This window comes from Sorangium sp. So ce131 (genome assembly GCF_051519095.1).
Taxonomy (GTDB): Bacteria; Myxococcota_A; Polyangia; order Polyangiales; family Polyangiaceae; genus Sorangium.
This window is the reverse complement of sequence record NZ_CP150455.1, coordinates 13,874,808-13,887,386: the sequence shown is the minus strand read 5'-3', so window position 1 is coordinate 13,887,386 and position 12,579 is coordinate 13,874,808. Positions and strand designations below refer to the sequence as shown.

Annotated in this window: 11 protein-coding genes; 6 read left to right on the top strand and 5 right to left on the bottom strand. The window is 72.1% G+C overall.

Annotated features, from left to right (window positions below; all coding sequences use genetic code 11):
• Positions 1-170 precede the first annotated feature (170 nt).
• On the top strand, positions 171-1,031 hold the full coding sequence (locus tag WMF43_RS50515; RefSeq protein ID WP_437676253.1) for a tetratricopeptide repeat protein: 861 nt from the start codon (positions 171-173) through the stop codon (positions 1,029-1,031).
• Between the two features lie 84 nt (positions 1,032-1,115).
• Here the strand turns inward: WMF43_RS50515 and WMF43_RS50510 are convergent, their stop codons facing one another.
• Positions 1,116-2,135: a hypothetical protein gene (locus tag WMF43_RS50510; protein WP_437676251.1), complete on the bottom strand. Its 1,020-nt coding sequence runs from the start codon at positions 2,133-2,135 to the stop codon at positions 1,116-1,118.
• Positions 2,136-2,307: 172 nt separating this feature from the next.
• Positions 2,308-4,287 carry a molecular chaperone HtpG gene (htpG, locus tag WMF43_RS50505; RefSeq protein ID WP_437676249.1) on the bottom strand — a complete coding sequence of 660 codons (1,980 nt, stop codon included), beginning with the start codon at positions 4,285-4,287 and terminating at the stop codon, positions 2,308-2,310.
• A 329-nt stretch (positions 4,288-4,616) separates the two neighbouring features.
• Here htpG and WMF43_RS50500 point away from each other — a divergent pair, with 329 nt between their 5' ends.
• From WMF43_RS50500 to WMF43_RS50485, 4 genes are all read left to right on the top strand, one after another.
• Positions 4,617-5,741: a hypothetical protein gene (locus tag WMF43_RS50500; protein WP_437676248.1), complete on the top strand. Its 1,125-nt coding sequence runs from the start codon at positions 4,617-4,619 to the stop codon at positions 5,739-5,741.
• Between the two features lie 53 nt (positions 5,742-5,794).
• Positions 5,795-6,886, top strand: a complete 1,092-nt coding sequence (locus WMF43_RS50495) for an alpha/beta hydrolase (RefSeq protein WP_437676246.1) — start codon at positions 5,795-5,797, stop codon at positions 6,884-6,886.
• 111 nt (positions 6,887-6,997) lie between these two features.
• On the top strand, positions 6,998-7,795 hold the full coding sequence (gene hisN, locus WMF43_RS50490; protein WP_437676244.1) for a histidinol-phosphatase: 798 nt from the start codon (positions 6,998-7,000) through the stop codon (positions 7,793-7,795).
• 68 nt (positions 7,796-7,863) lie between these two features.
• Positions 7,864-8,763, top strand: a complete 900-nt coding sequence (locus tag WMF43_RS50485; RefSeq protein WP_437676242.1) for an NAD-dependent epimerase/dehydratase family protein — start codon at positions 7,864-7,866, stop codon at positions 8,761-8,763.
• Positions 8,764-8,844: 81 nt separating this feature from the next.
• Here the strand turns inward: WMF43_RS50485 and WMF43_RS50480 are convergent, their stop codons facing one another.
• Positions 8,845-9,519 carry a TetR/AcrR family transcriptional regulator gene (locus WMF43_RS50480; RefSeq protein WP_437676240.1) on the bottom strand — a complete coding sequence of 225 codons (675 nt, stop codon included), beginning with the start codon at positions 9,517-9,519 and terminating at the stop codon, positions 8,845-8,847.
• A 178-nt stretch (positions 9,520-9,697) separates the two neighbouring features.
• Between WMF43_RS50480 and WMF43_RS50475 the strand changes: the two genes are divergently transcribed.
• The gene (locus tag WMF43_RS50475; protein WP_437676238.1) at positions 9,698-10,315 is read left to right on the top strand and encodes a hypothetical protein; all 618 of its coding nucleotides are present in this window, start codon (positions 9,698-9,700) and stop codon (positions 10,313-10,315) included.
• 37 nt (positions 10,316-10,352) lie between these two features.
• On the opposite strand, the gene WMF43_RS50470 is transcribed toward WMF43_RS50475, so the two are convergent.
• Together WMF43_RS50470 and WMF43_RS50465 are read right to left on the bottom strand one after the other, a co-directional pair.
• The gene (locus WMF43_RS50470; protein WP_437676237.1) at positions 10,353-11,021 is read right to left on the bottom strand and encodes a hypothetical protein; all 669 of its coding nucleotides are present in this window, start codon (positions 11,019-11,021) and stop codon (positions 10,353-10,355) included.
• Complete coding sequence (locus WMF43_RS50465; protein ID WP_437676235.1) at positions 11,018-12,436, bottom strand: AAA family ATPase; 1,419 nt, start codon at positions 12,434-12,436, stop codon at positions 11,018-11,020. The genes WMF43_RS50470 and WMF43_RS50465 overlap by 4 nt, the downstream gene beginning before the upstream one ends.
• Between the last annotated feature and the right edge of the window lie 143 nt (positions 12,437-12,579).

The following is a 12,579-nucleotide window of genomic DNA, read 5'->3' as shown; positions in this document are numbered from 1 at the left end:
CCGCCTTTGCGGCCCCCTGGCGCGGCTCGGGGACCCACGTTCGCGGGCCCCGCTTGACAGGTCGGGGGTCCGCTACCGCGGCCCCCTCCAGCAAAGTCGGGGGTCCGCTTCCGCGGCCCCCTTAGCACGAGCACGGCCTCCTGCACAGGGCGCGGTTTCAGGACCTGAAAATGCACGACTTCGACGACGAGCTCCGGGAGATCAAGCGTGAGATCGTGGAGTCCCGTGGGCTCATCATCAAGACGAACAACCTCACGAACGCCCTCGCCGCGGACCTGAAGAGCATCTCCAAGCGGCAGATGGGCTACGAGCGGCGCGCCTTCTGGAACAGCGCGAGCGCGAACCTCCTCTTCGTGATCGTGGTGATCGGCGTGGTCAAGCTCGCCTGGGACGCGCGCGTGGACGCGGTGCAGGCCGAGACCAAGGGCGCGCGCGATCGCATCGCGAAGCATGAGGCCGATCTCAAGGAGATGCAGCAGCGGAGCGACGCCCGGGCCAAGGCCGAGAGCGACGCCGCGGCCTTCTACGAGCTCATCCGCGCCGAGCGGCGGCAGGAGGTGATCGAGGGGTTCGAGGCGCTCCGCAAGGCGCCGCTCACCCGCGCCGAGCTCGCGTTCTTCAGCGACGCGGTCGACAAGGCGCGGTCGGAGCTCTCGATCAAGTCGTACCAGACGGGCCTCGATCACATGCGCACGGGCCGCTGGCACGAGGCCGCGGTCGCCTTCGAGGACGCGATCCGGCAGAAGGAGACGGCGTCGCACACGCCGTCGGCCCGGCTCAACCTGGCGCGCGCCTACCGCCGGCTGAACCGGCAGCGCGACGCGATCCCGCTCCTCATGACGCTCTCCGAGGCGTCGCCCGATCGCGAGGTGATGGACGACGCGACGTTCCTCCTGGCCGAGTGCCTCCTCGACATCCAGGCCTGGAACGACGCGAAGACGACCCTCCGGTCCTTCATCCGCCGCTTCCCGGACAGCGCCTTCATCAACGACGCGCGCCTCGCGCTCGCCGACGTCTCGCTCCGGCACTGACGCGCGCCGCGCCGGCGCGCACGCCCACGCCGCGCCGGCGCGCACGCCCGCGCCGCGCCCGGCGCCCGCGCCCGCGGGGCGAGCTCAGGACGAGGAGCGCACGTCGATCTGGCGCGGCTCGTCCTTCCGCTCGAACCAGCTGGATCGGAGCTGCCGGCGGAGCCCCGACGCGAACAGGCAGTCGCGGAACGCGTTCTGCTCGAAGGTGACGGCGCCGTGTGCGAGCGGGGTCTCGATGAAGATCGCGCGGCCGTCGAGCAGCTGCTTGCGCGTGAGCTCCCCCGGGCGGCGCTCGTGCAGGCAGGCGACGCCCTCGGCCTCGAGCGCGCGCTTCAGCTCGAGGTTGAGCCGCCGCACGTCGCCCGCGACGAAGTGGCTGACGAGCTTGTGCCGGCCCCGCCCCGGCTTGCCCTTGCCCTCGAGCACCCACGCGCGGAACGCGTCGACCTCGCCGTAGAGCGCGTCGAACAGGTACACCTCGCTCACCTCGCAGCCGCCGAGGCGGAGGCACGCGGCCGCGACGTTGTACCCGCCCGAGTGCGCCGACAGGCAGAGCGTCCCGAGCTTCGCCCGTCGCGGGACGGCCGCGTCGCCGAGCGCCCGCCGCGCCGACGGCGTCGCGAGCGCCGCCGCGAGCTCGCCGCACAGCCGCCGGAGGCCGCCTTGCTGCCCCAGCTTGCCCGGCGGCGACTCGGGCGCGTTCACCGCCCCCTGGGGCAGGACGAGCACCGCGTTCTGCTTGCTCTCGTGGAGCTGCTCGCGGAGCTTGTGCGCCGCGATCGCCCGCGCCGCGTTCGTGTTGTGGCCGTGGAAGTGCATCACGAGGTCGAGGGTGTCGTCCTCCGGCGCGCGGTAATGGGCCGGCACGAAGACCATCACCGTCGCGTCCCGGTACGCCCCGCCGTCGCACGGGAAGGGCGCCTGCGACAGATCGAGCGTCAGCGTCACGCCGATCTCGGACCGCTCGACCGCCTTCACCTTCGAGTCCGCGGCCAGCACCGGCGCCGGATCCCAGAGCCCCGGCGCGGCCACGACGCCGCCCGCGGCGCCGAGCGCCTGGAGGAAGATCCGACGGCCGAACGCGGGGGCTGCGAAGCGGGACATCCTGTCGACCTCGTCCGGGGGGTACGTCGACGCGCGTACCACCGGCGCCCGGCCAGGGCCAAGAAACGGCCCCAAACGCCACGACGCCGGGAGGATCTCTCCCCCCGGCGTCCCGGCGTCCCGTCTCTCCTTCAACGCGCTCGGCGTCTCAGCCTTCAGCGCGCTCGGCGTTTCAGCCCTGCCCGACCGCCGCCGAGCTCACCTGGGCGAGCAGGTCCTGGATGCGGCGGACGAGCTTCGCGGGCTCCTGCACCACGCCCTCGACGAGCAGGGCCTGGTCGAGGAGGAGCTCCGACCACTGCTTCACCCGCTCCGAGCCGGGCTCGCGGCCCGCCAGGATGTTGAGGTTCTTCACGACCGGGTGGCCCGGGTTGATCTCGAGGATCCGCTTCGACTCCTGGGTGTTCTGGTCGATGAGCTTCATGATCCGCTCGAGGTTCGCCCCGGGGTCCCCCTCGTCGGCCACGAGGCAGCTCGCGCTGTCGGTCAGGCGCCGCGAGACGCGCACGTCCTTCACCCGGTCGCCCAGCGCGGCCTTGACCGCGGCGACGGCCGCGTCGGCCGTCTCCTCCGGCTGGTCCTTCTTCTCCGGCTCGGCGCCGAGGTCGACGTCGCCGTGCGTCACGCTCTTCAGCCGGCGCTTGTCGAACTCGTTCAGCGCCTTCACCAGCCACTCGTCGACCGGATCGACGAGGAACAGCACGTCGTACCCGCGCTTCCTGAACGCCTCGAGGTGCGGGCTCTGCTCGACCGCGCGGCGCCCGAGCCCCGTCACGTAGTAGATCTCCTTCTGCCCCTCCGGCATCTTCTCCACGTAGTCGCGGAGCGAGATCGCCTTGCCCTCCTCGGTGTTCATCGACTCGAACCGGCACAGCTCGGCGATGGCGTCCTTGTTCTTCCAGTCGCTCGTGATCCCTTCCTTGAGGACCCGGCCGAACTCCTTCCAGAACGTCGCGTAGCGCTCGGCGTCCGACTCGGACAGGTCCTTCAGCGACTTGAGCACCTGCTTGACGATCTGCTGCTCGATCTGGGAGAGCGTGCGGTTCTCCTGGAGCATCTCGCGCGACACGTTCAGCGAGAGATCCTCGGAGTCGACGACGCCGCGCAGGAAGCGCAGGTACATCGGCGTGAGCTTGTCGCACTCCTCGACGATGAGGACGCGCTTCGCGTAGAGCCGGACCGCCCGGCGGTCCTTGTGGAACATGTCCGCCGGCGCCTTCTCGGGCACGTAGAGCAGGGCGTGGAACTGCACCGGCGCGTCGATCGACAGGTGCACGGTGAGCAGCGGTTTTTCGCCCTCGTAGCCGCCGGTCACGTGCCGGAAGAACTCCGCGTGCTGCTCCTCGGTGATCTGCGATTTCGGAAGCGTCCAGAGCGCGGCGGAGCGGTTCGCGACCTCGTCGTTCACCTTGATGGGAAAATGAACGAAATCCGAGTACTTACGGATGATCTCCTTGACGCGCCACGCCTTCGTGTACTCGCGCGCGTCCTCCTTGAGGTGGAGGACGATCTTCGTGCCGGGGTGCTCGCGGTCGCCGGAGGCGACGGTGAAGGAGCCCGAGCCGGTCGAGCGCCACAGGACGGGCTCGGCGCCTGGCAGCATCGAGCGGGTGTGCACGTCGACGCGCGAGGCGACCATGAACGCGGCGTAGAACCCGACGCCGAACTGCCCGATGAGCTGGAGCTTGCCGCCCTCTTTCCGCTGCTTCGCGGCCTCCGCGTTGGCCTTCAGGAACTCCAGCGAGCCTGAGCGGGCGATGGTCCCGAGGTTCTGGACGACCTCGTCCCGGGTCATGCCGACGCCGTTGTCCTCGATGGTGAGGGTCCGGGCGGCGTCGTCGAGCGTGATGGTGATCGCGGGCTCGCCGGACTGCTCGGCGGCGTCCTCGCGGGTGAGGGACAGGAAGCGCGCTTTGTCGAGGGCGTCCGACGCGTTCGAGATGAGCTCGCGGAGGAAGACCTCCTGGTTCGCGTAGAGCGAGTTGATGACCAGCGCGAGGACCTGCTGCACCTCGGCCTGGAAGGGGAGCTCGACCGCGCCGGCCGCCCCGGCCTCGGGCGCGGCGGGCGGCTCGGGCCCGGGGCCCGCGCTCGCGGGCTCGGCGGACGGCGTGGAAGCGCTGGTGTTGGGGTTCTGGCTTTCCGTGTTCATCTCGGCGACCAAATGGATCCGATTTTGGAAAGGGCAATCCCCCGGCGCGTGCGGGACGGAGCGTACGCCGCGGCGTGCGCGGCGCCTCACCTCGGCGCCTCACCTCGGCGCTCGGCGGGGCGCGCTACGGCCAGGTCGGGTCGTCCGGGGGGAGGTCGCCGGTCGAGCGCAGCGTTGCCTGCCGGGCTCGGCGCGCCGGGATGGCGTCCAGGCCGATGGCGGCGACCTCCTCGCAATGAATTGGGTTTTCTGGATAGTAAAGGTTTCTTCCGAAGGGGTGCGGAGCTAGATTCGCGGAGGTTCCAGGCACGCCGTCCGGGAGAGCCGCCGTGGTAGCATTCGTCCGCGCATCGCTCCGTACTCTCCTGCTCGTCGGGGCGTGGGCGCTCGCGGGGTGCGGCGAGCAGGCCAAGACGACGGCCGCCGAGGACATGCGGCGTGTGCCCGTCCTGCTCCAGTTCGACGGCTACGTCTACGTCCCTGCCGAGACGAGCAATTTCAAGATCCTCGAGCGGGTGCGGGCGCAGACGCTCTCGGTGTTCCCCGGGCTCCGGAAATCGCGCGTGATGGTGAGCCGGCGCGAGGTCAAGGGCGCGAGCGTCGACAGCTTCACCCGGGAGGCGGTGACGGTCGTCGACGCCGCGACCGGGCGGCGCGATCTCGCGCTCCGCGTACGGTACCGCTACGTCGCCCGGCCGGAGGTCGCGAACGGCATCGACGCCCGGAAGGAGCTCGCGCTCGCGTTGTTGCACCGGCAGGACGACGCGATCGCGGAGCAGGTGCTGCGGGAGTGCACGGCGAAGCCCGATCAGAACAAGCGGTCCACGAGCGCCATCGGCATCGACTTCGACCCGTCCCTCCCGGGCTGCAAGGCGGCGATCGACGCGGAGCAGGCGGCGATCGACGCGGCGCGCGCGCAGGTGCCGGAGCTCGCCGGCGGATCGCCGGACCCGGCCAAGGGCACGGTGGTCACGGTCGAGGAGGTGCGGCGCGTCTACATCCCGACCCGGGTGACGGTCGAGCCCCGCCCCCGGCTGCCGGGCGAGGTGGCGCCGCGTTACGTGCCGCTGGATCGCCCCGAGGTGGCGCAGGCGGCGCCCACCCCGGAGAGCGACGCCGCCGAGCGCCTCGCGGAGGTCGCGCAGAACACGGTGATCGTCGACCCGGACCACAAGGTCGACATGTCGAAGACGCCCGAGGAGCAGGCGCTGGCGGCCGAGGGCGCGCTGCTGCCGAAGATGGCCGTGGCCGGCGAGCCCGAGGGGAGGCGGCTGCCCGCCGTGGTGAGCGCCGGGGAGGCGCAGGCGGCGCAGCGCAAGGTGGACCCGCCGAACGAGAAGATCGAGATCCCGTTCGAGACGCTGGCCGATCCGAAGTTCCTGGTGGTGTGGCTGAGCCTCCTCATGGCCTACCCCATCCTGCGGGGCGACCCGCGGGGCCGGAAGCGGGGCTGACGCGCGGGCGGCGGCTGCCGCGCTCGAGGACGGCGTCGGCTACGGTGCCCACCATGATGCTGCGCCTCGTGAAGCTGTTCGGCCTCGCCCTGCTCGACACCGCGAGCGAGCGCGCCCGCCGCGGGCCCGCGCGCCCGACCTGGAGCTTCGGCTTCGAGTGGGTGGTCCGGTTTCTCCGCCGCGACTTCATCGACATGCTCGACTGGCCGTACCCGAAGGTCCGGGCCGATCTGGACGCGCGCCGGTACCCCGACAAGGCCGTCCGGCGCGTCCAGCGCACCCGGGACACGTTGGGGGGCGTCCCTGCCGTCTGGTGCGAGCCCCCTCGCGCGGCGGCGCGCGGCGTCGTCCTGTACCTCCACGGAGGCTCGTACCTGTTCGGCTCCACGAAGACCCACGCGGACGTCATGGCGCGGCTCGCGCTGGCGAGCGGCGCGCGTGTGGTGGGCATCGATTACCGGCTGGCGCCCGAGCATCGGTATCCCGCCCAGCTCGAGGACGCGCTCGCCGCCTTCGACGCGCTGGTCGAGCGAGGCCACGCGCCGGGCGAGATCGCGCTCGCGGGCGACTCCGCCGGCGGCAACCTCGCGCTGGTCACCCAGCTCGCGCTGCGCGACCGCGGGCAGCAGGCGCGCTGCGCCGTGCTCATCTCTCCCTGGCTCGACCTCACCGCGAGCAGCGCCTCCACGCGCGAGAACGATCCGACCGACTACGGCACACGGGAGGGCCTGGTGCGCCAGGCGCGCGGCTTCGCGGGCGCGATTCCGCTCGATGACCCCCGGCTGTCTCCCCTGCACGCCCGCCTCGACGGCCTCGGCGCGCTGTTCATCCAGGTCGGCGACGCCGAGCGCCTGCGCGACGAGGGGCAGGAGCTCGCGCGGCGCGCCCGCGAGGCGGGCGTCGACGTCACGCTCGACGTGCTGCGAGACATGCCGCACAACGGGCCGGTCCTGGCCGAGTACCACCCCGAAGGCGCCCGGGGCGTCGAGACGCTGGGGTCGTACCTCCGGGCGTGCCTGTCGGAAGGCGCCGGGGCGCCGGGCCAGCGGGCGTCGTCGGGGCGGTCGGGGGACGGGGCGTCCGCGAGCAGGGCCGGCGGGGCGGACGCGAGCGGGGCCGGCGGGGCGGACGCGAGCGACACCTGAGCTCGAGCCGCGCCCGAGCTCGAGCTGCGCCCGTTGCGGTGCGCGCGCGCAGCGCGTAGTGGATCGCGCCCTGGGGTTCACCTCGCGGGGGACCTCGAGAGGACGGAGCGGATGACCCCTTCGCAGGATCTGATCGATCTGGCAGGCCAGCTGGCGGACGCGAGCGGCGCCGTCATCCGGCGGTATTTCCGCAAGGGCATCGAGGCCGACGACAAGGAGGACACGAGCCCCGTCACGATCGCCGACCGGGAGGCCGAGGCGGCGATCCGGGAGATCCTCGCCGCGCGGGCGCCGGGGCACGGGATCGTGGGCGAGGAGCTCGGACGGGAGAACGAGGGCGCGGAGCTCGTGTGGGTGCTCGATCCCATCGACGGGACGAAGGCGTTCCTCACGGGCAAGCCGCTCTTCGGCACGCTGATCGCCCTCTTGCACGCGGGGCGGCCCGTGGTCGGCGTCATCGATCAGCCCGTGCTCGGGGAGCGCTGGATCGGCGCCGTGGGCCGGGCGACGACGTGGAACGGCGCGCCGGCGCGCGTCCGGGCGTGCGCGGGGCTCTCCCAGGCGCGCCTCTCCACCACGGGCCCGCAGTACTTCCCGGAGGGGGAGGCGCGCGCCTTCGGCGCGGTCGCGGCCCGGGCCAAGCTCGTGAGCTACGGCGGCGACTGTTACCAGTACGGCCTCGTGGCGAGCGGCAGCGTCGATGTGGTCGTCGAGTACGGCCTCAAGCTCCACGACTTCGCGGCGCTCGTCCCCGTGATCGCCGGCGCGGGGGGCATCATGACCGACTGGGAAGGCCGCCCCCTCGACGCCTCGAGCGCCGGCGACGTCGTGGCCGCCGGGGATCCGCGCGCCCACGCCGAGGTGCTCGCCGCGCTCCGCGCCGGGCAGCGGGCCCTGGGCGCGTTCTGATGGCGACGCTGCGCGACTCTGATGGCGGCGCCGCGCGATCGCGGGGAGGCTCGCCGGGGAGAGGGACCATGCAGCGGGCGTTTCTGACCGGGGCTGCGGGGTACATCGGCGGCTCGGTGGCGCGGCGCCTCCGGCAGGAGGGGTTCGAGGTCGCCGGGCTGGTGAGGAGCGCGGACGGCGCCGCGCGCGTCGAGGCGCTCGGCGTGGCGCCGGTCCTGGGCACGCTCGACGATGCGGCGCTGCTCGAGGTCCAGGCGGCCGCGGCGGACGTCGTCGTCAACGCCGCGAGCTCGGACCACCGCGGCGCGGTGGAGGCCCTGCTGCGGGGGCTGCAGGGCACCGGGAAGACGCTCGTCCACACGAGCGGCTCGTCGATCGTCGCGGACGACGCGGGCGGCGAGCCGTCGGACCTCGTGTACGACGAGCGGACGCCGTTCACGCCCGTGCCCGCGAGGGCGGCGCGCGTCGCGATCGATCGCCTGGTCACGGGCGCCGCGCAGGAGGGCGTCCGGAGCATCGTCCTCTGCCCGACGATGATCTACGGCCACGGCACGGGGGCGAAGCGCGACTCGATCCAGGTCCCGACGCTGGTGCGCGCGGCCGAGGTGCGCGGCGCGGGCGTGCACGTCGGGCGAGGGCTCAACGTCTGGTCGAACGTGCACATCGAGGATCTCGTCGACCTTTACCTGCTCGCGATCGAGCGCGCCGAGCCGGGGTCGTTCTTCTTCGCGGAGAACGGCGAGGCGGCGCTGCGGGACATCGCGATCGCGATCAGCAAGCGGCTCGGCTTCGGCGGCCGGACCGTCGCGTGGCCGCTCGACGAGGCCATCCGGGAGCTCGGCGAGGGGTCCGCGCGGTACTCGCTGGGCTCGAACAGCCGGGTGCGCGCCGCGGCGGCGCGGCAGCTGCTCGGGTGGACCCCGCGGCGCACGTCGCTGCTCGAGGACGTCGAGCTCGGGCGTGGCTGACGGCGCGCGACGCCCGCGCCCCGCGGCGCCCGGCTCAGGCGCGACCGGCTCAGGCGCGGTCCGGCTCAAGCGCGGTCCGGCTCAGGCGCGGAGCCCGCGGTGCTGGAGGGCGAGCGCGCTCTTCAGCCCCGGATCGAGCGCGGCGCCGAGCGACACGAAGCCGCTGAGCCAGGACAGGAGCGCCGCGAAGTAGAGGGCGAAGATGTTGTGGGCCGCGGCGAGCGGGTCGACGTCGCCCGCGACCTCGCCGCGCGCCTGGGCGTCGCGCACGAGGCCCGCGACGCGGTGCAAGAACGCGAAGGTGAGGGCGTTCAGCCGCTCGCCGTTCGGGCCGGTCGCGCCGGGGAACGCCTTCAGGAACGCCTGCGCCACGAGCGGGTGCTCGCCGTACATCGCGAACAGCGTCTGGAACACGTGCATCAGCTGGGCGAGCAGCGGCTCCCGCCGGGGCAGCGCCTCGAAGGCGGCGTCGACCGCGGCCGAGAGGCGGTCGTGCATCACCAGCATGAGCAGATCGGCCTTGTCGCGCGCGTGCACGAACACCGTCCCGGCCGCGACCCCGGCGCGCTCCGCGACCGCCTTGGTCGTCGTGTCGTCGTACCCGAGCTCGGTGAAGAGCGCCCACGCGGCGTCCCGGATCCGGCGGCGGGTGTCGAGCTTCTGCTGGGCGCGCGCGCCGCGGTCGGGCGCCGGCGCGGGCGGAGCGGGCGGCGCGGAGAGCGCGGGCGGCGCGGAGAGCGGGGACGGCGCGGCCATCGTGGCGGACCTCGTCCGAGGCTTCGGGCGCTTCGCTGAGCCTGTACTGACCTTGCTCACTGTGCTGCCAATCTGCCGTCGCTGCCAATACAGCGTCAAGGCGCAGACCTCCCTTGACAAATCCGGCACTTAGAATGACTGTACTCAGTGAGTATAGTCAGTGAAGGAGGACGGTCCCATGGCGCTGGCGCACTACGACGAAGGCCTCACGATGCGGGAGGCGCGGGCGATCTACTTCAAGGTAAACGGCTTCGGCGCGGACGGCGGGTACAGCGACGCGTGGGTCGACTTCAAGCTCGGCCCGCTTCCCGTTCCGTTCCCGAACACCAAGGCGCGGGTGCGCGCCGTGCGGTACCACGACCTGCACCACGTGCTGACCGGCTACGACACGAGCACGATCGGCGAGCTCGAGATCGCGGCCTGGGAGGTCGGCGCCGGCTGCAAGGACTTCATCGCGGCGTGGCAGATCAACCTGGGCGGGCTCGTCGCGGGGCTGCTCGCGGCCCCACGCCGGACGGCCCGCGCGTTCTTCCGCGGCCGCCGCGGCGAGAGCCTGTACGGCCGCCCCTTCGAGGCGCTGCTCGACCGCACGGTCGGCGAGTTGCGCCGGGAGATCGGCGTGGGCGCGCCTGACGCGAGGCCGGCGGCGGGCGACGTGCTCTGGCTCGCGCTCGCGAGCCTCGCGGGCCTCGGGATGGCGGCCTTCGGCCTCGCGGTGGCGCTCGTCGCGGCGCCGATCGGGATCGCAACCCTGGCGCTCCGTCGACGCCGCGCGCTGCGCGCTGCCGCGGCCTGAGGTGCGCGGCGGGACCGCGCAGCTTCCCGGCCCCTGATCAGGGTGGTGAGGGCTTCGCCTCGTCCGCCGAGACAGCTTCGGCGTGCTGCGCTTGCTGCTTTCGGATGGCGCGCGCGATGAGCGGAGCCCACCGGTCAAGTCGTTCCAGGGTGCTCGGGTCTTCAGGGCGGTACTCGCGGTAGAACTGCCGCCGGTAACGGATGACCTGGTGCCCTCTGCCGAGCTGCAGGCGCTCGAGCATGAACTCCGCGCGCTTCCGGAGGTGCTCGGGACAGCGATCGGTCACCCGCAGCTCGAGGCTGGGTAGGATGATCTCGAACCAGTCATCATCGATCTCGAGCGGGTCGAGGATCTGGGATGAGCGGATCCCCTGCTTGCTGCTGTTGATCGAGCCGGCACAGTAACGAAAGTTGTCCCAGTCGTACGCCCTGGAGCGCTCCTCGTCGATCGACACGAAGTGATCGACCTGCCCGGGGTGTGATAGCCACATCGCGGTGTACGCGCAGCGCTCGTGAAATGCATCCGCCAGATCTTCACGGATCTCGCGCCAGTAGTCCGGCGGTCGCGCCTGCTTGGGTCGAGCCTCTCCGGCCTCCGCCTGACGTGGCGGATGAGCCTCCAGCCACTTCAGGCCAGGGCCGAGCACCCTTGCCTCGTACCTGCCCCGGGCCTCCTCGGTGAGCGGCTTGCGGTCGACGCGGATCACGTCTGCCGCTCCGTTTGCGCGAACAACCACTGCGGCCAGAAGGGGTCTTGATCCGCCAGTACGCGCTGGAGCTCGGCGTGGATGGCGTCGCCGGTCTTCAGATGCTCCGGCAGGCGTTCGTGGCGGCCCGCCATGAAATCGTAGGCCGCCGCGATGGCTCGCTCTGCCTCGGGCGAACGGGCCTCCTGGAGGTCGAACACCTCCGAGGTCAACCACCCCACGGCGTCGCCATACCGGGTCCAGGGCCGCTCCTCTAGCTCGACGTTGCGACCTTCCTTCAGCTCGAAGGTGAACAGCTTGTCCCGCGCGCTGTCGAAATGCGGCTCCAGCGAGGCGAGCACCAGGGGTGCGTGGGTCGTGACCAGCACCTGGGGGCGCATCGCTGACGCCTGCTCCGGGTCGCTTGCCTGCGTCTCCTGGGCGGCAGGCGTGAGCCCGGACAGCACCTGGAGCAGCGCGGGGACGATGTGCCGCTGCCACTTCGGGTGCAGGTGCACCTCCGGCTCCTCCACCAGGATCACCATCCGGTCCGCCGGCGGCCACCCGATGATCCGCGACGCCTGAACGTGCTCGGTCCAGGCCCACACGAGCAGGTAGGACAGGCTCAGGATCTGCCGCATACCGGCCGAGGCGTGCACGACGGGAACGCCGGCGGCGTAGGGCAGGTCGATGGTGGGAATCCGGCGGACGTCGTCGAGGTAGAGCCGCACGGGCTTGCCGGGGTTCATCGGCTCGTCGGGGTGCGAGAGGAGCTGGAGCACGCGGCGGAGCAGATCGAAGGGCTGTTCCGCGTCGTCCCCGGCCTCAGCCTCGAGCTGCCACGTCACCCAGTCGTGGATGAGCCCGTTGCACAGCGTCTTTCCATTGCGCTCCAGGCCGTTCCAGAGCTCCTGCTGGCTGAAGTGGTACGCCTGCGCCGAGGCGATGCGGTGACCATGTGCCTCTTCACGCGGCTGGCCGCGCGCGGGGTCCCAGAGGGAGAGCGCACCATTGACGCCGACGTAAACCACCGGGACAGCCAGCTCCAGCCTGGCCGCCATCTCGATACCCCGGTGAGCAGAGACCCAGCCGTCCCGCAGGAGCCGTTGCCTCATGGAAGGCTCGAGATCCCACTGCTGCACGATCCGGTTGAACCTCGCCTCGACGGTGTACGTGCCCTCGCGCGGCACCCGTTCACCCCAATTAAGTTTGCGCTTGTAACCAACCTCCCCGGCGATCGCCGCGCTCTCTTCCATCCCGCGCCGCGGCAGCACCGGCCGGTCGAGCCACGTCCCGGTGAGCACCCACCAGGCCACCTCCAGCACGAAGCTCTTCCCGAGGCCGTTGTCGCCCGTGAGCACGTTGAGGCGCTCGCCAAGCTCCAGGTCGAAGCGGGCCGCCGGCCCCACGTCCTTGATGTGCAGCGCTCGCAGCATCGTCCCCCTCCCGCCGTACCACATCCCCACCGGCCTCCACAGCGCCGTGCCCGCGACACGCCGGCCGCGCCGCGCGCCCCCGTGTCCTCCCGCACCTCCTCCCGCGCGGCCCTCCCCCCTGCCGCGCCCCGGTGCCCGCCAGC

What these genes read in the sequence shown, in the direction of transcription:
- WMF43_RS50515 (WP_437676253.1), top strand. Translation starts at nt 171, where the DNA reads ATGCACGACTTCGACGACGAGCTCCGGGAGATCAAGCGTGAGATCGTG.
- WMF43_RS50510 (WP_437676251.1), bottom strand. Translation starts at nt 2,135, where the DNA reads ATGTCCCGCTTCGCAGCCCCCGCGTTCGGCCGTCGGATCTTCCTCCAG.
- htpG (WP_437676249.1), bottom strand. Translation starts at nt 4,287, where the DNA reads ATGAACACGGAAAGCCAGAACCCCAACACCAGCGCTTCCACGCCGTCC.
- WMF43_RS50495 (WP_437676246.1), top strand. Translation starts at nt 5,795, where the DNA reads ATGATGCTGCGCCTCGTGAAGCTGTTCGGCCTCGCCCTGCTCGACACC.
- hisN (WP_437676244.1), top strand. Translation starts at nt 6,998, where the DNA reads ATGACCCCTTCGCAGGATCTGATCGATCTGGCAGGCCAGCTGGCGGAC.
- WMF43_RS50485 (WP_437676242.1), top strand. Translation starts at nt 7,864, where the DNA reads ATGCAGCGGGCGTTTCTGACCGGGGCTGCGGGGTACATCGGCGGCTCG.
- WMF43_RS50480 (WP_437676240.1), bottom strand. Translation starts at nt 9,519, where the DNA reads ATGGCCGCGCCGTCCCCGCTCTCCGCGCCGCCCGCGCTCTCCGCGCCG.
- WMF43_RS50475 (WP_437676238.1), top strand. Translation starts at nt 9,698, where the DNA reads ATGGCGCTGGCGCACTACGACGAAGGCCTCACGATGCGGGAGGCGCGG.
- WMF43_RS50465 (WP_437676235.1), bottom strand. Translation starts at nt 12,436, where the DNA reads ATGCTGCGAGCGCTGCACATCAAGGACGTGGGGCCGGCGGCCCGCTTC.